Origin of the sequence: Psychromonas sp. B3M02, assembly GCF_003318165.1 — a bacterium.
In the GTDB taxonomy this organism is placed as follows: domain Bacteria; phylum Pseudomonadota; class Gammaproteobacteria; order Enterobacterales; family Psychromonadaceae; genus Psychromonas.
In genome coordinates this window covers 1-22,769 of record NZ_QOCB01000155.1, presented here as the reverse complement: position 1 = coordinate 22,769, position 22,769 = coordinate 1, and the positions used below count along the sequence as shown (strand labels likewise).

Genomic DNA, 22,769 nt, shown 5'->3' with positions numbered 1-22,769 from the left:
TATAAAAAAGCGCATAGGTGAACGTTTATTAACGACCGACAAACTTACTGTTGAGGAGACTCGCTATGTATTGGCTGTTTTGTTACAACGGCATGAATTATCTGCGCGTAACGGAATACTTGCAGTAATGCAGTAGCCGGAATAAAGGCATAAACTGATGCCACCGGAATCCTTAGTGCAGGTGAAAGTTGTCCACGGTCAAGGGTATTAAGAAAAAGGTTTCCACCGTAATAAAACAGTGCGATAGCAAAGGCGATGCCAATGACGGAGGAGATCACAATAAAAAAAGGAATAAGAAAAGGTGGCAAACATGACTTTAATAAATCTAAGGTGATGTGTGACCCTTTTCTTACTCCCAAACTGGTGGACAGAAAGCTCATTGAAATAATCAAATATAAAACCGCTTCCTCGGCCCAAAAAATAGAATCATTTAACGCGTAACGAAAAAACACTTGTGTGAAGGTTAATAGTGAAGCGACTGCGAGTATGCTCGCGATAAAAAAGCCTTCTATTTTATCCAAATACTTACTGATTAGTTCAAACATATCTTCCTCCTTACACGTTATGAATAAAGATTGGTTATTAATATAACGACTGGTGATTATCGCTTGTTATCCATTACTATAAATAACAAGCGCAATAATGGTTTAATTAATGATTAATTTGATGATTGCTGTTACGAGCTGATGTTTACTGTAACTGAGTAAACATCATCCTATTCAGCTAGTTATAGGTCATTAATACCCTTGTAAACATCATCCAATAGTTCAGCTAGTTATAGGTCATTAATATCCGTGTAAACATCATCTAATAGTTCAGCTAGTTATAGGTCATTAATATCCGTGTAAACATCATCTAATAGTTCAGCTAGTTATAAGTCATTAATATCCGTGTAAACATCATCTAATAGCTCAGAGGTAATTGTTTCGCGGAACTCTTCGTGAACAGGTAAGCTGGCTTTAACAAACACCTGTATTTGCTCAGGCGTTAGCTCGGTCACTTCGGTGTGCTTTTTAATATTATCCAACGCATCAGCTTCTAACTGATCCGTTAGGTCGCGTGATAGATCACGCCCGTAGTTAAATGCATTCGTCATCACCAGTTTTAAATCATCTGGTAAAGAAGCCCAAGCCTTATCATTCATAATGGCCGCGTAACCATGATAAGCATTTGAGGTTAAGGTCATGTACTTTTGAACTTCGTAAAAACGTTTACTAGTAATATTAGCAATTGGGTTTTCTTGCCCTTCAATCACACTTTGTTGTAAACCGTTATACACCTCTGAATAAGCCATAGCCGTTGGGTTAGCATCAAAGTTACGGTAAGTACTTAATAAGATTGGTGATTGCATCGTACGCATCTTCAACCCTTTTAAGTCATCAGGGCTAGTGATAGGACGTACATTGTTAGTCATATGACGGAAACCAGCACCCCAAAAGTTAATCGCATGCATGCCATGCCCATCTAAAGTATCTAGTATTTTACGACCGGTTGGACCATCTAATACTTTTTTCATCACTTGTTTAGAAGGCAGTAAGAAAGGTAAATCTAAAATTTGTACTCGAGGCTCAAAGTTCCCTAGCGTTGCCGTAGGTGGGATAGCGATTTGTACCATGTTCATTTGCAACTGTTCAATGATTTCAACATCACCGCCTAGTTGTCCAGCGGGTAACACCATCACATTGATGCGCCCATCAGATTTTTCATTTACCTCTTTAGCAAAAGCACGTACAGCTTTCCCATTAGGTGTTTGATCACTCAGAACATGAGCAAAGGTGAAGTTAAATTCAGCCGCCAAGGTTGACGTACTCATGAATAATGTCAATGCTGCTAGTATGGTTTTTTTCATCATATTTCCCTATCGTTCTTCAGTTAAAGTCCAGTTAATCTTGCGAAGAAAAAACAAACATCAACTCTGTGTTTGTCTTTTGATAGTTTCAAATTAGACCCTTAGCAACTTAAAAACAATAGAGGTTTGTTTACAGTAGGTGTTAAAAAATTTACAATCGATAGGATTTATTTGCTTTAAAAGTAAACAATGCCTCATTATAAAAGGATGATAAATGAGCAATGATAGCCCGGATCTATTATCGATAAATTGGAATGATCTAAAGTATTTCATCGCCTTAAAACGCTATGGACGACTCTCTTCTGCCGCGCAAAAGATAGGATGCTCTCATGTCACGATTGCCAATCGCATAGAACAGTTAGAAAAATCAGTGGGTACTAAACTGTTTTATCAAAATAACCTTGGGTTCCACCTCACTAAAGCGGGTGAAAACCTACTGCCTTATGCAGAAAAGTGTGAAAGTACCCTACTGCTGGCCAATGAAAAATATCGTAATGAATTAAAAACGCGATCTACCATTCGAATAGGAGTGACTGAGGGATTTAGTAACTATTATTTAGCGAGTCGTTTACCACGTTGGTTGCAAGAGCAAGAGATAGACGTTGAGCTTATCTCATTAGCCAGCAATACCTTCATTACTAGCGGTAAAGTAGATATCAGTATCACTGTTGGGCCGCAACATGGCTCAAACATCATTCAGAAAAAACTAGCAGATTACACACTTGGCGTATTTGCCAGTAAAGACTACATGGCGAATCATCCAGTTATTAAGGCTAAATCTGACCTAAAAAACCACCCTTTTATTGGTTACATCGAAGAACAAGTGTTTACCAAGCAACTCAAGTACCAAAAAGAGATCTCCCCCACCGCCAGCTTCGTTTATAAGTCCACCACGATAGGAACACAAAGCCAAGCCATTAGGTCAGGTTTAGGATTAGGGATTCTGCCGCATTTTGTCGCCTATAATGATAGCGACATCATTCAGGTATTACCCAGCCTGTCACTCTCCAGAGAACTCTGGATATCAACCAGCAAAGACTTACATCAGTTCAAAGACCTCAAACTCACCTGGGACTTTATCTACAATTCATGCCAATCAGATAAACATATATTTCATTGTTTGAACTAGTACAACATTGAACATCATTAATAAGGAGCGATAGCTATCAAGCCAAGCTTGATATACGGGGCGCTGGCTTCAGCCTGCAGTGTATGCGAGTCATCGCATAATGATATTCATATTAAAAATAACAATGCTCAAAAGAGACTGCAGCAAAAAACAATAACAAGATTGAACATCATTAATAAATAGCGACAGCTATCAAGCTAAGCTTGATATTCGGGGCGCTGGCTTCAGCCTGCAGTGTATGCGAGTCATCGCATACTGATATTAATATTAAAAATATCAATGCTCAAAATAGACTGCAGTAAAAAAATAACAACACCAAAACAAGAAAACAAGAAAACAAAACAAGCAGGCTAAAGCCAGCGCCCCAAGGTCAAAATATATTTCGTAAGTTTGATAAATAACGTAATAATAAAATTTTGAACATCATTAATGAGTAGCGACAGCTATCAAGCAAAGCTTGATATTCGGGGCGCTGGCTTCAGCCTGCAGTGTATGCGAGTCATCGCATACTGATATTAATATTAAAAACAACAAAGCCAAAAATAGACTGCAACAAAAAAACAATAACAACATTGAACATCATTAATAAGGAGCGATAGCTATCAAGCGAAGCTTGATATTCGGGGCGCTGGCTTCAGCCTGCAGTGTATGCGAGTCATCGCATGCTAATATTGAAACGGCAATACCAAAATACTAGGGCAAACAAAGTGCAGAAAAGCACTCCCTACAAGATCAAAAAAGCGAACGGTTAAGTTCGCTTTTTATTCTTCATTTCAATGGTTTGTTTAATCACATAACGATGATTAACCAATAACACTACCTAGTTGGAAGATAGGTAAATACATGGCAACAATTAAACCACCGACAACAACACCTAATACCACCATGATCATCGGCTCTAATAAACTGGTTAAACTATCTACCGCATCATCAACTTGTTGTTCATAGATATCCGCGACCTTCGCTAACATGCCATCAATATCCCCTGACTCTTCACCGATCATTACCATTTGTGACACCATGTCCGGAAAAGCATTGGTTGTTTTCATGGCCACATTAATTTGCATACCGGCCATTACTTCGGTACGCATTGCAAGCACTGCGGTTCTGTAAACATAGTTACCAGAAGCACCAGCAGCTGACAGTAATGCATCAACTAAAGGGATACCCGCAGCTGAGGTAGTTGATAAAGTACGCGCAAAACGGGCAACGGCAGCTTTATCTAAAATGGTGCTAATAATAGGGATTTTTAAAACAAATTTATCGGTATTATTACGGACTTTCTCACTGCCTCGATGCGCTCTTTTAAACAGGAAAACAGCTAAAAACACACCACCAATCACTAAGTACCAATAGTTTTGAACAATATCTGAAACTCCCAATACAAACAACGTAAAAGCAGGTAATTCAGCACCAAAACCAGAGAAAATATCTTGGAACTGCGGGATAACAAATAACAGCAATAATAAAGTAACCACAAAAGCCACTGCAATAACTGCTGCAGGATAAAACATCGCTTTTTTAATTTTCGACTTTAATGCTTCTGATTTTTCTTTATAGGTAGCGATACGATCGTAAATGGTATCTAAAGCACCAGACTGCTCACCCGCTTCTACTAGATCACAATACAAATCATCAAAGTGTCTAGGATATGAACGTAAGGTTTGCGACATTGGCGTACCAGTTGCCACTTCATTGGCTATCGAAGTCATCAACTTACGTAGAGAAGGCTTTTCATTACTTTTAGCGATTAACTCTAAGCTTTGTACTAAGGGCACACCAGCATTAAGCATAGTGGCAATTTGTCGTGACACAATGGCGATATCCATTGGCTGAACTTTATCACCAAAGGAAAACAGTGATTTAGGCTTCTTTTTAATGCGAGTAACACTCACACCCTGTTTGCGTAATTCTACTTTGACTTCATTTTGGCTAGCGCCTTGTAACTCACCTGAAACCTTAGCCCCTTTACGGTTTATACCATTCCAAGTAAAGGTATTTAACTCAATGATAGTGTTATTATTCGCCATGGAGATTCTCTTAATGAAGTTATTTAATATAGTGAAATACAGACAAGCTATATCTCATTTTTTATATTTTTTGACTATACTTTTTTCTACTTTATTAGTGCTTCCTCATTGCTTTTAACCTATAAAAACAATGAGGGATATTTCCAGATCCTTTAGGTGATACGGGTAACTTCGTTAAGGCTGGTGATACCATTTAATGCTTGTTTGATGGCAGACTGTCTTAAGGTGTGCATACCAGATTGCTCTGCGGCCTCGGCAATCTGCATGGCGTTACCTTCATTAAGAATAATATGCCCTAATTGCTCAGACATCTCCATGACTTCATAAATACCGACACGCCCTTTGTAACCATCGGTGCACTTTGAACAGCCAACAGGTTGGTACAAATTATGTTTTTCAGCGAGTTGTGCTTCAGTAAAACCAATATGCAATAATTCTGAGTCTGAAATTTCTAGCTCCGCTTTACACTCACTGCATAAACGACGCCCTAATCGTTGTGCGATAATCAAGGACACCGATGAAGCGATATTAAAGGCGGGCACGCCCATATTTAATAAACGGGTCAGGGTTTCTGCCGCTGAGTTAGTATGCAGTGTAGATAATACCAAGTGCCCGGTTTGTGCCGCTTTAATACCGATTTCAGCCGTTTCTAAATCACGGATCTCACCAACCATCACAACATCGGGATCTTGACGTAGGAAAGAACGTAATGCAGAGGCAAAGTTTAAGCCCGCTTTATTATTAATCTGTACTTGATTAATACCGGTTAAGTTGATCTCTACAGGGTCTTCGGCTGTTGAGATATTACGCTCTACGGTATTTAAAATGTTTAGTCCGGTATACAAAGAAACGGTTTTACCACTGCCCGTTGGACCAGTGATTAAGATCATACCTTGCGGTTTAGCTAAGGCATTGAGGTATTTGGCTTTTTGTTCGTCTGTATACCCTAATTTATCAATATCGAGGTTCGCTGCAGAGGAATCCAGAATACGCATTACGATCTTTTCCCCCCACATGGTGGGTAAGGTACTGACACGCAAATCGATATTACGTTTATTGGAGATCTTCAGCTTAATACGACCATCTTGTGGTAAACGACGCTCTGCAATGTCAAGTTTAGACATAACTTTCAAACGCGCTGAAAAACGGTTAGCTAGATTAACCGGTGGCGAAGCAAACTCATGTAAAATACCATCGACACGGAAACGGATACGGTATTTTTTCTCGTAGGGCTCAAAGTGTAAATCTGACGCGCCTTTACGCACTGCATCCAGTAAGACACCATTGATATATTTTACGATAGGCGCATCATCATCGACAGCCTGCGATTCGTCTAAACGCGACTCTGATTCATCAACTTCAATGTCATCGATACTGCCCATATCTTCTAGAGAGCTGGTGCCGTCATCTAATATAGCATCAATAACTTCGGTCAGTTTCGTTTCTTCGATTAACAGGGCTTCAGTGTGCATACCAAAGCTAAAACCAAAGTCTTCTAACGCAGAGACATTGGTAGGGTCGGCCATCGCAATATATAAGGTTTTTTGTTGCGCATAGACAGGCAGGACATGATGCTTCTCTATTAGTTTGGCATGCAAAAATTTCTCAGAAATCTCTTCAATATTCAAACTATCTATATCTAATAGAGGAACACCATACTCTTCAACACAAAACGTTAATAACGTTTCACTATCAATGAAATTATTTTCAACAAGATAAGTGGTTAAGGCTTTCTGTTCAGAAATAGAGGAAGTAGTAATTTGTTGCAGTTTATCTGGGTCAAGTAAACCACGAGCGGCTAAGCTAGATGCTAAGCCGCTAATATTGTGAATTGCCATTAAGCTAACTTTAACAAATGCCGTTAGTAAGGCATGAACCACTAACTTCCCAAGTAACTTGTCCAGTATCTGCCTTGCTACCGATTAGGATATATGTTTCACCATCTAACCCGTCATCTTCGACAGCTTGCGCTTGAATAGTAGTTGCATCCGCATCACTTTCTGTAATAGAGATTGTAGAAATATACTCACCACCAGCAGCACCATCAACAGCAGTTGTTGCTTCTGTACAACCGACAAATGTGCTATCAATTTGAGCACACACTTCCATTGCTTGTTTCACAGAGCCCGTTGCAATAACAACCTCTGAAAATTTTGCTTTTGCAGTGTAAGTTTGATAAGCAGGCAGTGCCACTGCTGCTAGAATACCGATAATCGCGATAACGATTAACAATTCAATTAATGTAAAACCCTGTTGTATTTTTTTCATTTTATATCCTTAAGCTTTGTTTAGTATTGTTTTAGTGTATACCAAACAATAATTGGTTTTTAACTTATATTTTTCTCTTCCCACTTATCTCAGTTAGTGATGCTAACAAGCTAAGTTATCATTAAAAAATAATCCTGTTAATTTGCTGTATATTAGTAACTGTTATTTTGTAACGGTTATTTTCCAAAATAACGATTAATTAGCAACAACTGCTGGTCAGCCATTATAGTTAATAACGATTCACTAAATAATTACCTAAATAACTAAATAATTAGCTAAGTAACTAAATGCAACTAAATAGTTAGCAATTATTCACCATGATGACACTTGCAGTCTTGTTCCCTTTATCGTTGTTCCGTCATTTATAATGACTGTATATAAAATAGTTTTTTTTTTCAAAAAAACCAGTTTAATTGTCACATAATGTTACGTTACACAAAAAAGTTACTTTTTACTATTATCATTGTATTGTCAAAAGCCGTTATCAATGACTTAATCTTAACCATCATTAAGAAAATAGTAGTCACCCCCCACTTTAAACGAATTATTTATACCAAATTATTAATAGATAAGTAAAGGTTAAATAACCACCATCATCAATAACAGCTTAAAATAGTTCACTTTTATCTTATAAATCAACCTAGCTCCCATTATATGGGCACATTGGGATAAATTATTTATCACCAAGCAAGGTAAAAAGCAGTTTATAGCGACAACGTGACATTTTTATTGAAATTTAAAGTCAGCCAATTACCTCGCACTAAGTATGGCTGACGTTATTAACATAAGAAGGATCTTAACAAGCCGCATACAAGGGCTTGGATGTGTTCAGAGGTTAAAAATACACCGCATTAAACCAAAGGTGCACAAAAATACTTGCTATATAACCTAATGCAATCACCGGTGCCCATTTTAAGTGTACGCCAAAGGTATAAATGCCCCGTGCTTGCCCCATTAATGCCACACCAGCGGCACTACCAATGGATAACATGCTACCACCGACACCAGCAGTTAAGGTGACTAATAACCATTGGCCTTGGCTCATCACTGGTTCCATGCTTAATACCGCAAACATCACAGGAATATTATCCACAATTGCCGATAATACACCTACGGTAATATTGGCATAAGTTGCATCCCAATTGCTGTACATGGCTTCAGAGATCATGCCTAGATAGCCAATAAATCCTAAACCACCGACACACAACACCACACCGTAAAAGAATAACAAAGTATCCCATTCTGCTCTTGCTACCTTATTGAAGATATCAAAAGGTGCACCGTCACCTAAACCACGTAAGCGCTCATGCTCTTTTTTATCCACGGTATGCGCCATGGCAAATTGATAATGGTTTTTCTGCGTTTTACGTAAAAAGAAAGCAAAGAACTGTAAAATACCTAAGCCGGTCATCATGCCTAATACGGGTGGCATACCTAAGAAAGAATGGCCCGCGACCGCAAAGAAGATAGTTAATAAAAACAGACCAACAATACGTTTAGCACCACGCTTCATGATCACCACTTCACCGTCACCTTTTGCTTGGTCCTTAGAGATAAAGAAGCTCATGATGATAGCAGGTACTAAGTAGTTCACCGCGGAAGGGATAAATAGCGCAAAGAAGGTCGTAAACTCAACCATGCCTTTTTGCCAAACCATTAGAGTAGTAATATCCCCAAAGGGACTAAACGCCCCACCGGCATTTGCAGCGACAACGATGTTGATACAAGCAATAGAGATGAATTTTTTATTGTTGCCGCCAACTTTCATTACAATTGCACACATTAATAGTGCGGTTGTTAAGTTGTCGGCAATAGGCGAGATAAAGAAGGCTAACACGCCGGTTAACCAGAAAATCAAACGTAGTGTAAAGCCTTTGTTAACCATCCAAGCGCGCAATGCATCAAACAATTGACGCTCTTCCATGGCGTTAATATAAGTCATTGCTACTAACAGGAAGAAGAACAGCTCTGCATATTCTAATAGGTTATGACGAAACGCCGCTTCTGCATCATGGCTCATACCGTGTTGAGAATAATAATAACCAATCATGCCCCAGATTATACCCGCTGCTACTAACACAGGTTTTGACTTACGAAGGTGTATAACATCCTCCAACATCACTAAACAGTAGGCAATGGCAAAAAATAGAATGGCCGCATAGCCAATGCCATGTGAAGTTAAATCAATGGTTTCTCCGGTACTAGCAAACAAACTAGAAGAGAAGAACACGGTAAAAAAGGTCAATATGACACCGAGTCGTGTGGGCAGCTTTAACATTACGTTTTCCTTAAAGTAAATAAATTGAAGCATTAAATTTCGCCCGATTCTAGCATAAGCTCTGACTGGTAATGTACGCTCACAAAGTGCTAAATATGAAAACTTTGAAGCCTGAGACTGTACAAGCTCAAAATTTCAAAAATAATAAAATTAATCAGATAGATAGCTTATATAACCCAACTTTTTCGAGCAATAATTTAAGCAGGTATGGGAGATATTAGCGCTTAACAAATACAGAAAAGATAAAGTAGATCAATAAACCCTCAAATATTGTCCTAAAATATGATTAATAGCCGTGCATTGTGATAATTGCGCTTGTTGTGCAACAACACGTAATGTCGATACGCTGAGTTTATCTATTTTTAAGGTTAAAGCATGATCTAAAGGGATTTTTAAGAAGTGGCTAAGAATAGATCGAATAACACCAGCATGGGTTATCAATACAACATTTTGAGGCTCAGTGGCACTGGATAATTGCTGAAGAAGATGTTGCCAAGCGGTTACAACACGCAAATCAAACTGCCGTGCACTTTCTCCTTTGGGGAATTGATAGTCGAGTAAATCAGCATTCCAATCTTCGATGGCTTGTTGGCCAATCTGCTCCCATGTTTTACCTTCCCAATCGCCAAAGTTAATCTCTTGAAAAGCATTCTCCATTTTTAAAGGAATAAAGGTTGGTTGAATACTTTGTTGTAAGCCCTTTGCTAAGTTTAAGCAACGCATTAAAGGGCTACTAATAATTTGCATATTTGCAGTTTTTAACTGCTTATTTTGAAAATAATCGATTAATGATTGCAGGTCTTTTTCGAAACTATCCGTCAATTCACAATCTAACTGTCCGTAACAAATATCAGAAGATAAATTTACCGCACCGTGACGCACTAGGTAAATGTTATGAGCAATAGGAAAGTTGTTTTGATTTTTGTCAGACATACCTTCCTACCTTTAGCTTAAAGTCGCGAGACAAGTCAGCACTATCAATAACTCATTTAACTGCTGCAATAATCCTAAGCAATCACCAGTGTAACCATCAATACTATTATTAAAATATCGCTGCCAGAAAAAAGAATTAGCAATTAACAAACATAAAACCGTCAAAGCAGTGCTGAATGGCAACAAAAACAGCACCAATAAGCTTAACAAGACAGTTGTTACAAAATAGGACTTTGGTAAAGCCTGTGAAGACTGTGTTGATTTACTGCTTTCATCTAATCTTGCATATTGATTGTATTGCATTATTAACAAGGCACTTGCTCTACTTAATACTGAAGCAACAACAAAAGTAACAAACAGCGTTGAGCTACTTAACTCAGCCAATTGGGTGAGACTGATTAACTTTAATGCGAGCAGCATAATTAACGCGATCACACCGTAAGCACCAATTTGGCTATCTTTCATAATCGTTAAACGTTGTGCTTTATTATAACCCCCGCCAAAACCATCAGCGCTATCTGCTAATCCGTCTTCATGTAAAGCGCCAGTAAATAATAGCCCAACTATTAACATCAGCAATACACTAAGGCTTTCGTCAAAAAACAGATGAGTAAATGAATAAGCTAAAAGGCACAGAAACGCATACAACAAACCAACAAAAGGAAAATAGGCATTCCCTAAATGAAAAGGGTAAGCTTTAAAATCCGTTGAAGCAGGGACAGGTACACGTGAGAAAAAGGACAATGCATAGCAGCATAACGTCCATTGTTTAGTGATTGCCTGCCTCATTTATATTTAAACCTTATTCATTGGTGCAATTAACTGTTAGTGAATCTTTACTGACCACTGTCCGAAACACCTGCATCATTAAAAGATGCCATCTCATTTAAAAAAGCTAATGCAGATACTAACAAAGGATACGCAACCGCTACACCAGAGCCCTCACCCAAACGCATCCCTAAATTTAATAATGGCGTTGCTTGCATATTAGTTAAAAGCAATTGGTGTGCTTGTTCATCAGATTGATGACAGAACTGCGTATATTGTAGAAAGTTTTCATTTATTTCACTGGCTACGAGTGCCGCACTTGAAGCGATAAAACCATCAACTAATACTAGCATTGATAATTCAGCGGCTTTTAACATCGCACCGACCATCATGGCGATTTCAAATCCACCCACTTTTTGTAACACAGTAAGTGCATCGGCATTTTGTAACTGATGCGCTTGTATTGCTTGGTCAATGACCTTCGCTTTCAATAACACAGTTTGGTCAGTAATACCTGTGCCTTTACCAGCACACTGCTGACCTGATAAAGATAATAGTGCCGACATGATAGCAGCAGCAGACGTAGTGTTAGCGATACCCATTTCGCCAAATCCAATGACATTACAACCCGCTTTATGTTGCTGTAAAACAATGTCAGCACCTTGTGCAATAGCCGCCTCACATTCTTGCTCAGTCATCGCTGCATGCTGCGCAAAATTTTCTGTGCCTAAGGCAATAGGCTGATTAATAAAGTTATCGGCTTGAATATGGTCGAAGTTAGCTTTTACACCGGCATTAACTATTTTTAAGTCAATATTGTGTTGTTTAGAAAAGCAGTTAATGGCAGCGCCACCTTGCAGAAAATTGAGTACCATCTGCTCAGTCACTACCTGTGGGAATAAACTAACCCCCTCTTCTGCCACGCCATGATCCGCAGCAAAAATAACTACACTCGGATGAGTAAAGCTTGGTGTTAGGGTTTGCTGTAAAAACCCCACTTTAAATGCTACAGATTCTAATAGGCCTAAACTACCTTGTGGTTTGGTTTTAAGGTCGATTTTTTCTTGTAAAGCATCAACAAACTCTTGGCTGACTTTATCTAGTGGGGCAACAATATCAAACACACAACTTCCTTACTCGAGGTTACTTAAATCAATTAACTCATTGAATACACGTTTATTATATCTAAGTTCACATTATATGAGGTAAATACAAGATTTTATCTTATGGTAAATCAATTTTATAACAATCCAAGCCTTTCCTAGGAATAAATGCGTTAATTAGTAGACAATTCCCCCCTAAACACAATCTTTGCTTTATAATGTGCTTTTTGTTTTATTGTATTGGAAAATCTCATGTCATTTGCATCGCTTGATCTTGATCAGCATTTATTAAACGCCGTTGCTAAAATGGGCCACACACGCCCTACAAGTATTCAAAACCTAGTGATCCCACCCGCAATGGATGAACGAGATATCATGGCCAGCGCGCCAACAGGTACAGGTAAAACCTTAGCTTTCTTGCTACCTGCGGTACAACGCTTGATTGATTACCCTCGTCGTAAAGGTGGCTCTGCACGTATTTTAGTATTAACGCCAACCCGTGAGCTTGCGGTACAGATCAGTGAAGTCGCTGAGCAGTTAGTGGAAGGCACTAAACTAGTTGTGGGTAACATTATCGGTGGTATCTCATATCAAGAACAAGAAGATACCATTATGGGCTCTGTGGATATCGTGATTGCGACTCCAGGGCGTTTAATGGAATACATTGACGCTGAAGCCTTTGATTGTCGTGAAGTTGAATGTCTCGTTTTAGATGAAGCAGACCGCATGTTAGACATGGGCTTTATCGCTGAAATGGACCGTATTGCAGGTGAAGCTCGCTGGCGTAAAATGACCGCTCTTTTCTCTGCAACATTGGAAGGTAAAGGCTTACGCGAATTTGCTCGTGACGTATTAAAAAACCCAGTTAAATTAGATGCAGAAGTAACACGCAGAGAAAGCGGTAAAATTTTACAGTATGTGCATCTAGCGGATAACCCAGAGCATAAATTAAAATTATTAGCTGCAATCCTTGAGCAAGAACCAGAGCATGAACAAGTATATAAGATGATTGTATTTGTAAAAACCCGTGATCGTCTTGCGCAGTTAGTCGCACAACTTGCAGAGCTGAATATCCGTTGTAACTACCTACGTGGAGAAATGGACCAAGAAAAACGTAATTTATCATTACGTCAGTTCAAAGAAGGCACCACTAATATCCTTATCGCCACTGATGTTGCTGCTCGTGGTATTGATGTACCTGATATTACGCATGTAATTAACTACGATATGCCACGTAGTGCAGATGTTTACGTGCACCGAATCGGTCGTACAGCCCGTGGTGGTAAAAAAGGTACTGCTATTTCAATTATCGAAGCACATGATATTGATATTCTGGCTAAGGTTGAACGTTATACAGATCAAATCTTAAAGCGCCGTGTGATTAAAGGTTTACGTCCTGCTCATAAAGAAGCTAAAACAAGTTTACGTAAAACTAAAAAACCTTTAACTAAAAAAGGTAAAGCACGCGAAGAAGAAGTAAAACGCCTGCAAAAAGAGAAGCGTCAAAAGAAAAAACAAGATATGGGTAAACAGCGTCACCGCACCATTAAAGCTAAGGGTAAGCCAAATTGGGCCGGTAAAAGCAAAAACCAAGAAGAAAACGTTGATAAATAATTAAGTTTATCATCAATATTTGTCAAAACAGTTAACTTCTCTTAGAATTGAGAAGTTAACTATCTGAGCTTACAGACAATTATTTTCAGACTGTTATAGTAATTATAATAATAATAAAGGTTTTTATTTTTCTCAGCTGAAACTGTCTAAAGGTCAATTATGCGTCTATCTTATCCATTGTTAATTTCAACGTCATTAATCACCCTATTATCAGCCTGTACTTCTGCCCCACCTAAAACCAATACAGAAACAGTGAGTGAAGTTTCAACAACCCCTCAAGCTACGCCTTTTTCTCATATATTAGGCACTAGCTTTAGAGGGCAACTTAGCTATAAAAATAACCAAGCTTATTTCACCCCTTGTGATGATCCTGAGCAATACGCAATTCAAACAGAAGAACCATTAGCTGAAATTTATCAGCAGATAGGCAATAGTAAGTCAGAGCCTGTTTATATAGAGTTTGCAGGTGAAATAAGTTTTACAGATAAAAAGTATAGTAAATCCGTCGTAACGCGTATCGATAAAGTGCACCATATGGCTTCTGCAAAGTCATCATTACAGTGTGCTAAAGCCGTTGATAACTTTAGTTTTAAAGCAACCGGTGACATGCCCTATTGGCGTATTAACATCTATGACAACCAGCTCTATTTTGCTGCTAAAACCAGTAACCAGTCTTACACCATCACCAACTCAAAAATAGAGAGTGAAAGACAACATACACTGCACGCCATTGATGACAATGATCAACGTCTGACCTTAAAAATTGAACCTGAGCAGTGTTACCTTTCTGACCATAAAGAGTACTGGGGTTACACCACTAAAGTAGAAAGTGTGGATGGTCAGTTTTTTGGTTGTGGTGAGCTAGGTGAGTTAGATAATGACCAAAGTTATACGGGTGAGTATTTTAGTCAAGCGATCCAACAGCAAGATATTAACTTGTCTTTAAACGACAACCATACTGTGGTCTTCCAACAGGGTGAAATCTCAGAGCAGAACATTAAAACTGGTTTTTGGAAAAGTAATACTCCCGATACCGTGGTAGTGATGCTTACTAAAGAAGGTGATAAAAATATTCGTGAAGAACTAGTCTTCAAACGAGAAGGTCTGAGTTTATCTTGCACCGAAATCAATAAAGATAATGTACTCACACCACTCGATCACCCAATTACCTTTGATAAAATGAATGCAAAACATGGCGATCTAGACAGTGAAACTATACAGGTAACACGCCAATTTTCTCCGCAACAATTAGATGCGCCGAACCAAGTTGACGTAGAAGTACAACAAGCGGTGCGCCAATACTTTAAGATACATAGAACCGATCCTAAAAACACCCGTTTTAACTCAGTTCGCTTTGACCTAAACAGTGATGGTAAAGAGGAAGCCATTGTTTTATTAGATTGGTGTTCAAGTAATGGCTGTGAAATGTTGGTCTTTGAAGAAAAAGACAAAGGTTTAGTGTTTTCTAGCCGAGTTTCACGTATTGAAGCACCTATTGAGGTTGCTCAAACACAACACTTCTCATGGCAGGATTTGTTAGTCAAAAAAGATCAAAAATGGTTACAACTAGAGTCCGACGGATTAAGTTACCCACTTAAAGTGACTGACGCTAAAGCAGTTGATGCACCATTAGAATCAACTGGTGTGTTGTTATTTTCTCAAGGCAGACCAACCACTTGGTTTTCAATTAAATAACAAACAATAACCTTTAATAGCAAAGCATAAAAAAGGGGCTGTATCGAATGAGATACAGCCCCTTTTTGTAAATACTTGGTAGTAAAACTACTGCGGTGTTGTACCTTCATAGATATGTTTAAAGAAAGCTTTTTCAAAAAGATATACTGAAGCTTTTTCAACTCTTGGTATCACTGCATTAGTCACACTGTTTGCTTGGTTATAACCGTTAATCATTAATACAAACAACTTATCACCCGTTGGCGTTTTCACAATCCCAACTAAGTTCGCAACGCCTTTTAATGATCCAGTTTTAGCAATGATCTTCCCTTTTAATGCTTTGCTATTCACACCCTTATGATATTTTAATGTGCCATCAACACCAGCAACGGACAAACTACCCAACAAACCTAACTTAGCGTCCTGCTGATAAACAAATTTCATCACCGACATAAACAACTCTGCACTCATTAAGTTATGACGAGATAAACCAGAGCCATCAGCAATATAAGCATTCTCTAAATCAATGCCCTGCTCTTTTAATATCAACTTCATCGCTTTAGTGCCATTACGAAAGTTACCTGGCTGCTTAAAGTAATGGGCACCTATAGTTTTAAATAAGCTATCGGCAATCAGGTTATCTGAATCCTTCATCATCTGCTTCAATAACACAGGTAAATTCGGAGAAAGGTGTGAAGCCATAACAGAAGAAGATAGAATGCTTGTTTGGTAAGCTAATGTAGCCACTTTCACATCACCGATTAGATTGATGCCTGCCTTTTTCATTTCCGCGGTGACAATTTTTTGTGCATAGGTATTTGGATCGTTAACAGCAAAAGCTAAAGGAAAAGCACGTTTACGTGGAACCATGCAGCCCCATAGATGATATTTATTATGGCTATCGCGAGTTAATTCTAAATCACAAAACAACGTATCACGCTGTTCTTTGGTGACCACATCAACATCTGCTGTGATATCTACAGGTTCATAATCAGGCACAAATAACCTTGCCTTAGTGGCCTCTGCAGAAGTCACACTTAAGTTTCCTTGAACACAGTTTCGATTAACTATAATGGCACTAGTCGGAGAGGTATAACAAACTCCTAAATCATTCCAAGCCTGGCCGTTACTCCATTGATAACCGTTAAAAGCACTATTATCTAATAAAAAATCACCTTCTATTTTATTCACACCAGTTCGTTTTAACTGCTGTAATAACTGCTTAATATGCTGACGTGTTAGCATTGGGTCGCCGGAGAAATGTAGACGTAAATCCCCTTTATAAATGCCTCCCTTTAACTTGCTTTTATCACCTTGAATAACGGTCTGGTAACGGAAGTCGTCACCTAAAGTTAATTTAGCTGTAGTAGCCGTTAATAACTTTTGTACGCTGGCTGGGGTTTTTAGGGTTTCTTCTTGAAAACCGGCAATGGTTTTCTGATTACCCGCTTCTAAAACCAGGTAAGAGACCTGTGTACCTTTAGGTAATAGGGATTGTAACTGTTGCCATTGTTGCGCTAAAACACTTGTACTTAAAACACTACTGATAAAAAACAAACACACTTTTAACATATAAAACCACTTAATCGAGAAATCAATTTTGAGGATAACCTTTATCACCACACCATGCGATGAAAATTTAACAGATTAATAAATACAAACCTATTGGATAGTAAGACAAGGATAGTGATATAATTTTGCGCGTTATCTGCTTCACTTATCCCAGAACTTGGCCAGACAATATGAGTGTAAAAAAATGAATAATCCGCTGTACCAGAAAAATATCATTTCCATCGCCGATCTATCTCGTCCCGATTTAGAATTAATTTTAGAAACTGCCCACTCCTTAAAACAAACTCCCCAACCAACCTTATTAAATAACAAAGTGATCGCTAGTTGCTTCTTTGAAGCATCAACACGCACTCGCTTATCTTTTGAAACCGCAGTACAGCGTTTAGGGGGCAGTGTCATTGGTTTTGACAGTGGCGGTAATACATCACTGGCTCAAAAAGGCGAAACCCTAGCGGACTCGGTAAAAGTTATCTCATCTTACGCAGATGCTTTCTTTATGCGTCATCCGCAAGAGGGTGCAGCTCGTTTAGCCTCTGAATTTACTTCAGTCCCTGTGATTAACGGGGGAGACGGTTCAAATCAGCACCCTACGCAAACCTTATTAGACCTATTCACCATTTATGAAACTCAAGCGCGATTAGATAACCTTAATATTGCCTTTGTAGGTGATCTGAAATATGGCCGCACGGTGCACTCTTTAGCACAAGCTTTGTCGCTGTTTAACTGTAATTTTTACTTTATTTCACCTGAAGCATTAGCTATGCCAGACTATATTATTGAAGAGTTAACAGAACGTAATATTAATTTCTCTTTGCATACGAGTATTGAAGAAGTCGTTGATGAATTGGACGTGTTATATATGACACGCGTACAAAAAGAGCGCTTTGATGAAACTGAGTATCAACATATGAAATCAGCTTTTCTGTTAAATGCAAGTATGTTGAATAATGTAAAAGACAACCTAAAAGTATTACACCCATTACCACGTATTGATGAAATTAATCAGGATGTGGATAGCACACCTTATGCTTATTACTTTCAACAAGCACAAAACGGTGTATTTGCTCGCCAAGCATTGCTCGCTTTATTATTAACTAACCACTTTCAAGCAAAGCCTTAGGAGTTGATCATGCAAAAGAAATTACAAGTAGAAGCGATCGAGCAAGGTTCAGTAATTGACCATATTCCTGCGCAACAAGGTGTCAAGATCCTTAAATTTTTTAAATTTACACAAACCAATGAAAAGATCACCATTGGGCTTAATTTGGCGACTCAAAGTGGCGAAAGCAAAGATTTAATCAAAATTGAAAATACCTTCTTTAATGATAAACAAGCTAACCAATTAGCATTATTTGCTCCTCATGCGACAATTAATCAAATTAAAGATTTTAAAGTGGTTAATAAGTTCAAAGTGCGATTACCAAGTTCATTTATTGGTGTTTTATCCTGCCCTAACAGTAATTGCATCAGCCATAATGAGCCCGTTCAAAGCCGTTTTTATGTGAAACAGAAGCAGACCTTAAAACTAAAATGTCATTACTGTGAAAAATCTTTTGAGCGCGCAACTTTTGACGAGTTAGATTAATTAACCTTGGTTAAAAAACATTCAACAAATATCCTAGAATAATATTGAATTAGAGTGCGTTACGTTTATACTGATTACAAACTTCATCATTAAAAGTGAGCATTTATATGCAATACAATACTTCTGTTTTATGTGATATCTACGCCGATACGATTGATGTAGCTGAGCCGCTATTAACCAATTTTGGAGGACGCAACTCTTTTGCCGGAGAAGTGGTTACCGTTAAGTGTTTTGAGTCGGTAGGTTTAATTTATCAGGTGCTAGAAGAAAACGGTGCAGGCAAAGTGTTATTAATTGATGGCGGCGGTTCATTACGACGCGCGTTAATCAATGCACACATTGCAGAACTGGCCGTGGAAAACGATTGGGAAGGTATTGTGGTCAATGGTTGTGTACGCGAAGTGGACTCGCTAGAAGAGATGGATATCGGTATTCAAGCTATTACAGCGATGCCAGTGGGAGCAGATGACGACGAAATTGGTGAGGTAAACTCTCCAGTTAACTTTGCAGGTGTCACTTTCTTACCGGAAGACTTCTTATACGCAGACAGCACTGGGATTGTTATTTCTCCAGAGCCTTTAGTCTTAGATGACGAAGACGCCGATGAAGAAGATGTTTTCTAATCGTTAATATAACGATTACAAGCATAAAAAAACCAACATTAATGTTGGTTTTTTTATTTACAGCACTCTAAAGTAGCGATTAGTCTACGTTAGTTTCTGCTTGGTCAATTTTTCCAACTAATGCACTTAGGCGATCTTGCCATTGCTGATGCTCAGTATTTAGACGGTCATTTTCTGATTGTAACTGTTCTGTTTTACCGGCTAGGTTGGCTTTATCTTCTTTAAGCTCTTCAATTTCCATTTGCAGCAATGCAATAGTCTCTACAGCTTGGTTAATTTTGTTTTCTAATTTTTCTAATAGCTCGAATGTCATTTAAAGACCCTTAATACAAAGTAAATGGTTAACTGGAATCCAACGAGAATAAGCATTCCACGGCGCTTATTCAACCTTTGTTTTAATTTTTACGAAAAAAAGATGTAAATCGTCTTTAAAGTCTCACTATGTTAACCTTCTCACTGCAATTTTGAATTATTTGAGAGGAAAAATGTCAGCACAATTAACTAAGGGTAAGTACCAGCATTACAAAGGTAATTTTTACCAAGTAGAAGATATTGCTATTCACAGTGAAACCGATGAAGAGATGGTAGTATATCGCCCTTTATACGGAGAAGGACGATTATGGGTAAGACCGTTATCTATGTTTGTAGAAGATGTTGTGATCGATGGTAAAAGCCAGCCTCGCTTTGCCTTGGTAAACGAAGATTAACCGTTAAATCGACCACTGCCATTTACCCTGTCACAAACACTGCTCCATAGACAGGGAAGGCATATCGCAAGAAGGCTTTCCCACCACTTTCGCCGGTACACCTGCAACGGTTGTGTGTGCAGGTACAGCCTCTAATACCACACTACCCGCACCAATTTTAGCGCCCATACCAATTTCGATATTACCTAGCACTTTGGCTCCGGCACCAATCATAACGCCTTGGCGGATTTTAGGGTGACGATCACCACTCTCTTTGCCTGTACCGCCTAAGGTAACGCCTTGTAAAATTGACACATTATCTTCAATCACAGCGGTTTCACCGACAACAACACCCGTTGCATGGTCAAACATAATCCCTTTGCCAATAGTGGCAGCTGGATGCACATCCACACCAAAAATCACTGAACTACGATTTTGCAAATAAAAAGCTAAAGCAATACGCTTTTCTTGCCATAACCAGTGCGCCACGCGGTGAATTTGAATGGCATGGAAACCTTTTAAGTACAATAGTGGAATCGAATACTCTTCTACCGCAGGATCTCGGTCTTGCACGGCTAAAATATCTGCCATTGCGCTTTCAATCAAACTTGGGTCGCTTGAAAAAGCATCATCGATCACTTCTCTTACTAAGATACCCGGCATAGTGCGGCTGTCTAAACGATTCGCTAATTGATAGCTCAACGCTGAGGCTAAATCTTTATGATTCAAAATAGTTGAATGGAAAAAGCTAGCTAAAATAGGCTCATTAGCAGAACTATCCCAAGCCTCTTGTCTGATCTTCTCCCAAAGGTTTTTTACGTTACATTGCATTTTTTGTCCTTAAACTATTTTGTATCGTTATTTTGTTGATGGCTCAGCTAGTACTGCATCAAGAGAGTTTTTTTCTGGCACCACTGAAATAGGATCAAGATGAATTAAGATATCAGCACCAGGAAAATCAGTTTCTAAGATTAACTCAAGATCATCTGCTTTCTGATGCGCATCAAATAAACTTTGCTCATCATCTAACTCTAAATGTAATTGTATAAATTTAACATATCCGGAATAACGGGTTCTTAAATCATGTACGCCGCGCACACCTTTTACACTGTAAGCACGTTTAATAATTAATTCTTCGTCTTCTTGAGGAAGTTGTTTATCCATTAATGCATCAATAGATTGGATACCAATTTCCCAGGCACCATACAAAATAAATAAACTAACACCAATGGCAAAGACTCCATCCGCCCAATGCCAACCATAGCTGGCTAATATAATCGCTAATAGCACTGACCCATTTAGCATAATATCAGTACGGTAATGTAACGCATCCGCTTTAATCGCCATACTATTGGTTTTTCGTACTACGTAACTTTGAAATAGCACTAATGCTAGCGTGACCAGTAACGAAAATATCATCACTGAAATCCCCACACTACTCGCATGAATCTGTTGATTATTGATTAAAGCAGAAATACCATTAATCATTAAAAATATAGAAGACCCAGAGATAAACGCAGCTTGCGCTAAACCCGCTAAACTTTCAGCTTTACCGTGGCCAAAGCGGTGCTCTTTATCGGCAGGTTGCAATGCAATTTTAATAGCAAACAAGTTAATAATTGATGTTGTTACATCCATCAAGGAATCAGTCAAAGCCGCTAAAATACTTGAAGAACCTGTCATCACCCAAGCAACTAACTTAACAATAATAAGCAATGAAGCAGCGATAATAGCGGCATGGCCTGCACGCTTAATTAAATAAGCGTATTCTTGCGATTGCGATGATTGGGTCACGTTAACACCACTTTGAAAATAGTTGGGCAGGTATTATACCCATTATGATTTTATATACAAAAAACCGCTAGTATGTTTTGCATCCACTGAAAATAAGCAAGTGAAAACATCTTCAAATTAGCTTGGCTAGCTTTATACAGAAACAGTATAACTTGTATTTTTATCCATACTAATCAATCAATTAAATACAATATATAAAACATAAATGTGGGTGTTGATAAGTTTTTAATGCCTGCTCACCATAGCATTAATATTTCATTGCTTTTATTTTCCGTCAAACACCCATAAAATAAACCTTTGCCGTATTTAAACTTATAAAACAAGAGTAAACAGATGATTGAAGTTGCATTATACGAACCTGAGATTCCACCTAATACCGGAAATATTATTCGCCTGTGTGCTAATACAGGCTGTGTATTGCATTTGATTGAACCACTTGGCTTTGATTTAGATGAGAAAAAAGTAAGACGTGCAGGACTTGATTACCATGAGATGATCAATGTGCATATCCACAAAGATTACGATACGTTCTTAGCTGCGGTTGAAGGTAAGCGTTTACTAGCCTGTACCACTAAAACCACTACTTATCACCATAATGCAAACTTCCAAGATGGTGATGTATTACTATTTGGTCCAGAAACTCGTGGTTTACCAGCAAGCATTTTAGATGCATTGCCATTACAACAAAAACTACGTATTCCAATGCGTGAAGATAGCCGTTCAATGAACCTATCTAATGCTGTCTCAGTGTTTGTTTACGAAGCATGGCGTCAACTAGACTTTCCAGGGGCAGTATAAAGGCGAGATTCGAGATGCTAGATACGAAGTTAGAGATACGAGTACCTAGCATCTAGTATCTAGTA

At 38.5% G+C, this 22,769-nt stretch carries 21 protein-coding genes; 8 read left to right on the top strand and 13 right to left on the bottom strand.

Features of this window, described 5'->3' with window-relative positions:
• Positions 1-44: 44 nt before the first annotated feature.
• The gene (locus DS885_RS17085; RefSeq protein ID WP_113820600.1) at positions 45-545 is read right to left on the bottom strand and encodes a TRAP transporter small permease; all 501 of its coding nucleotides are present in this window, start codon (positions 543-545) and stop codon (positions 45-47) included.
• Between the two features lie 326 nt (positions 546-871).
• The gene (locus tag DS885_RS17080; RefSeq protein WP_220149729.1) at positions 872-1,849 is read right to left on the bottom strand and encodes a TRAP transporter substrate-binding protein; all 978 of its coding nucleotides are present in this window, start codon (positions 1,847-1,849) and stop codon (positions 872-874) included.
• A 214-nt stretch (positions 1,850-2,063) separates the two neighbouring features.
• Between DS885_RS17080 and DS885_RS17075 the strand changes: the two genes are divergently transcribed.
• Complete coding sequence (locus tag DS885_RS17075) at positions 2,064-2,978, top strand: LysR family transcriptional regulator (RefSeq protein ID WP_113820598.1); 915 nt, start codon at positions 2,064-2,066, stop codon at positions 2,976-2,978.
• A gap of 803 nt (positions 2,979-3,781) precedes the next feature.
• Here DS885_RS17075 and DS885_RS17070 read toward each other — a convergent pair.
• From DS885_RS17070 to cobT, 7 genes are all read right to left on the bottom strand, one after another.
• Positions 3,782-5,008 (bottom strand): type II secretion system F family protein, encoded by a 1,227-nt coding sequence (locus tag DS885_RS17070; protein WP_113820597.1) that lies wholly within the window; start codon positions 5,006-5,008, stop codon positions 3,782-3,784.
• 152 nt (positions 5,009-5,160) lie between these two features.
• Positions 5,161-6,846: a type IV-A pilus assembly ATPase PilB gene (pilB, locus tag DS885_RS17065; protein WP_113820608.1), complete on the bottom strand. Its 1,686-nt coding sequence runs from the start codon at positions 6,844-6,846 to the stop codon at positions 5,161-5,163.
• A gap of 10 nt (positions 6,847-6,856) precedes the next feature.
• Entirely contained in the window at positions 6,857-7,276 is a 420-nt protein-coding gene (locus tag DS885_RS17060; protein ID WP_113820596.1) for a pilin, read from the bottom strand.
• A gap of 835 nt (positions 7,277-8,111) precedes the next feature.
• The gene (gene nhaD / locus DS885_RS17055) at positions 8,112-9,554 is read right to left on the bottom strand and encodes a sodium:proton antiporter NhaD (protein ID WP_113820595.1); all 1,443 of its coding nucleotides are present in this window, start codon (positions 9,552-9,554) and stop codon (positions 8,112-8,114) included.
• A gap of 252 nt (positions 9,555-9,806) precedes the next feature.
• Complete coding sequence (cobC, locus tag DS885_RS17050; protein WP_113820594.1) at positions 9,807-10,487, bottom strand: alpha-ribazole phosphatase family protein; 681 nt, start codon at positions 10,485-10,487, stop codon at positions 9,807-9,809.
• A gap of 12 nt (positions 10,488-10,499) precedes the next feature.
• On the bottom strand, positions 10,500-11,276 hold the full coding sequence (locus DS885_RS17045) for an adenosylcobinamide-GDP ribazoletransferase (protein ID WP_113820593.1): 777 nt from the start codon (positions 11,274-11,276) through the stop codon (positions 10,500-10,502).
• A gap of 47 nt (positions 11,277-11,323) precedes the next feature.
• Positions 11,324-12,379: a nicotinate-nucleotide--dimethylbenzimidazole phosphoribosyltransferase gene (gene cobT, locus DS885_RS17040; protein ID WP_258546945.1), complete on the bottom strand. Its 1,056-nt coding sequence runs from the start codon at positions 12,377-12,379 to the stop codon at positions 11,324-11,326.
• A gap of 231 nt (positions 12,380-12,610) precedes the next feature.
• Here cobT and srmB point away from each other — a divergent pair, with 231 nt between their 5' ends.
• Both srmB and DS885_RS17030 read left to right on the top strand, forming a co-directional pair.
• Positions 12,611-13,972 carry an ATP-dependent RNA helicase SrmB gene (gene srmB, locus DS885_RS17035; RefSeq protein WP_113820592.1) on the top strand — a complete coding sequence of 454 codons (1,362 nt, stop codon included), beginning with the start codon at positions 12,611-12,613 and terminating at the stop codon, positions 13,970-13,972.
• Positions 13,973-14,131: 159 nt separating this feature from the next.
• On the top strand, positions 14,132-15,667 hold the full coding sequence (locus DS885_RS17030; RefSeq protein WP_113820591.1) for a hypothetical protein: 1,536 nt from the start codon (positions 14,132-14,134) through the stop codon (positions 15,665-15,667).
• Positions 15,668-15,754: 87 nt separating this feature from the next.
• Here DS885_RS17030 and dacB read toward each other — a convergent pair whose 3' ends face one another.
• Positions 15,755-17,218 (bottom strand): D-alanyl-D-alanine carboxypeptidase/D-alanyl-D-alanine endopeptidase, encoded by a 1,464-nt coding sequence (dacB, locus tag DS885_RS17025; protein ID WP_113820590.1) that lies wholly within the window; start codon positions 17,216-17,218, stop codon positions 15,755-15,757.
• Between the two features lie 184 nt (positions 17,219-17,402).
• Here dacB and pyrB point away from each other — a divergent pair, with 184 nt between their 5' ends.
• The 3 genes from pyrB (at position 17,403) to rraA (ending at position 19,426) form a co-directional block, all read left to right on the top strand.
• A complete protein-coding gene (gene pyrB, locus DS885_RS17020) occupies positions 17,403-18,338 on the top strand; it encodes an aspartate carbamoyltransferase (protein WP_113820589.1) in 936 nt (311 codons plus the stop codon).
• 9 nt (positions 18,339-18,347) lie between these two features.
• Entirely contained in the window at positions 18,348-18,803 is a 456-nt protein-coding gene (gene pyrI / locus DS885_RS17015; RefSeq protein WP_181817792.1) for an aspartate carbamoyltransferase regulatory subunit, read from the top strand.
• Positions 18,804-18,910: 107 nt separating this feature from the next.
• Positions 18,911-19,426 carry a ribonuclease E activity regulator RraA gene (rraA, locus tag DS885_RS17010; RefSeq protein WP_113820587.1) on the top strand — a complete coding sequence of 172 codons (516 nt, stop codon included), beginning with the start codon at positions 18,911-18,913 and terminating at the stop codon, positions 19,424-19,426.
• A gap of 79 nt (positions 19,427-19,505) precedes the next feature.
• On the opposite strand, the gene DS885_RS17005 is transcribed toward rraA, so the two are convergent.
• Positions 19,506-19,739 (bottom strand): cell division protein ZapB, encoded by a 234-nt coding sequence (locus DS885_RS17005; RefSeq protein WP_113820586.1) that lies wholly within the window; start codon positions 19,737-19,739, stop codon positions 19,506-19,508.
• Positions 19,740-19,911: 172 nt separating this feature from the next.
• Between DS885_RS17005 and DS885_RS17000 the strand changes: the two genes are divergently transcribed.
• The gene (locus tag DS885_RS17000; RefSeq protein WP_113820585.1) at positions 19,912-20,133 is read left to right on the top strand and encodes a DUF1653 domain-containing protein; all 222 of its coding nucleotides are present in this window, start codon (positions 19,912-19,914) and stop codon (positions 20,131-20,133) included.
• Between the two features lie 30 nt (positions 20,134-20,163).
• Here the strand turns inward: DS885_RS17000 and cysE are convergent, their stop codons facing one another.
• Both cysE and DS885_RS16990 read right to left on the bottom strand, forming a co-directional pair.
• Complete coding sequence (gene cysE / locus DS885_RS16995; RefSeq protein WP_113820584.1) at positions 20,164-20,943, bottom strand: serine O-acetyltransferase; 780 nt, start codon at positions 20,941-20,943, stop codon at positions 20,164-20,166.
• A 27-nt stretch (positions 20,944-20,970) separates the two neighbouring features.
• Positions 20,971-21,906, bottom strand: a complete 936-nt coding sequence (locus tag DS885_RS16990; RefSeq protein WP_113820583.1) for a cation diffusion facilitator family transporter — start codon at positions 21,904-21,906, stop codon at positions 20,971-20,973.
• A gap of 333 nt (positions 21,907-22,239) precedes the next feature.
• Between DS885_RS16990 and trmL the strand changes: the two genes are divergently transcribed.
• Entirely contained in the window at positions 22,240-22,704 is a 465-nt protein-coding gene (gene trmL / locus DS885_RS16985; RefSeq protein ID WP_113820582.1) for a tRNA (uridine(34)/cytosine(34)/5-carboxymethylaminomethyluridine(34)-2'-O)-methyltransferase TrmL, read from the top strand.
• Positions 22,705-22,769 lie beyond the last annotated feature (65 nt).

Bases quoted from the DNA above. Each gene is read 5' to 3' on its own strand.
- DS885_RS17085 (WP_113820600.1), bottom strand. From the start codon at position 545: ATGTTTGAACTAATCAGTAAGTATTTGGATAAAATAGAAGGCTTTTTT.
- DS885_RS17080 (WP_220149729.1), bottom strand. From the start codon at position 1,849: ATGAAAAAAACCATACTAGCAGCATTGACATTATTCATGAGTACGTCA.
- DS885_RS17075 (WP_113820598.1), top strand. From the start codon at position 2,064: ATGAGCAATGATAGCCCGGATCTATTATCGATAAATTGGAATGATCTA.
- DS885_RS17070 (WP_113820597.1), bottom strand. From the start codon at position 5,008: ATGGCGAATAATAACACTATCATTGAGTTAAATACCTTTACTTGGAAT.
- pilB (WP_113820608.1), bottom strand. From the start codon at position 6,846: ATGGCAATTCACAATATTAGCGGCTTAGCATCTAGCTTAGCCGCTCGT.
- DS885_RS17060 (WP_113820596.1), bottom strand. From the start codon at position 7,276: ATGAAAAAAATACAACAGGGTTTTACATTAATTGAATTGTTAATCGTT.
- nhaD (WP_113820595.1), bottom strand. From the start codon at position 9,554: ATGTTAAAGCTGCCCACACGACTCGGTGTCATATTGACCTTTTTTACC.
- cobC (WP_113820594.1), bottom strand. From the start codon at position 10,487: ATGTCTGACAAAAATCAAAACAACTTTCCTATTGCTCATAACATTTAC.
- DS885_RS17045 (WP_113820593.1), bottom strand. From the start codon at position 11,276: ATGAGGCAGGCAATCACTAAACAATGGACGTTATGCTGCTATGCATTG.
- srmB (WP_113820592.1), top strand. From the start codon at position 12,611: ATGTCATTTGCATCGCTTGATCTTGATCAGCATTTATTAAACGCCGTT.
- DS885_RS17030 (WP_113820591.1), top strand. From the start codon at position 14,132: ATGCGTCTATCTTATCCATTGTTAATTTCAACGTCATTAATCACCCTA.
- dacB (WP_113820590.1), bottom strand. From the start codon at position 17,218: ATGTTAAAAGTGTGTTTGTTTTTTATCAGTAGTGTTTTAAGTACAAGT.
- pyrB (WP_113820589.1), top strand. From the start codon at position 17,403: ATGAATAATCCGCTGTACCAGAAAAATATCATTTCCATCGCCGATCTA.
- pyrI (WP_181817792.1), top strand. From the start codon at position 18,348: ATGCAAAAGAAATTACAAGTAGAAGCGATCGAGCAAGGTTCAGTAATT.
- rraA (WP_113820587.1), top strand. From the start codon at position 18,911: ATGCAATACAATACTTCTGTTTTATGTGATATCTACGCCGATACGATT.
- DS885_RS17005 (WP_113820586.1), bottom strand. From the start codon at position 19,739: ATGACATTCGAGCTATTAGAAAAATTAGAAAACAAAATTAACCAAGCT.
- DS885_RS17000 (WP_113820585.1), top strand. From the start codon at position 19,912: ATGTCAGCACAATTAACTAAGGGTAAGTACCAGCATTACAAAGGTAAT.
- cysE (WP_113820584.1), bottom strand. From the start codon at position 20,943: ATGCAATGTAACGTAAAAAACCTTTGGGAGAAGATCAGACAAGAGGCT.
- trmL (WP_113820582.1), top strand. From the start codon at position 22,240: ATGATTGAAGTTGCATTATACGAACCTGAGATTCCACCTAATACCGGA.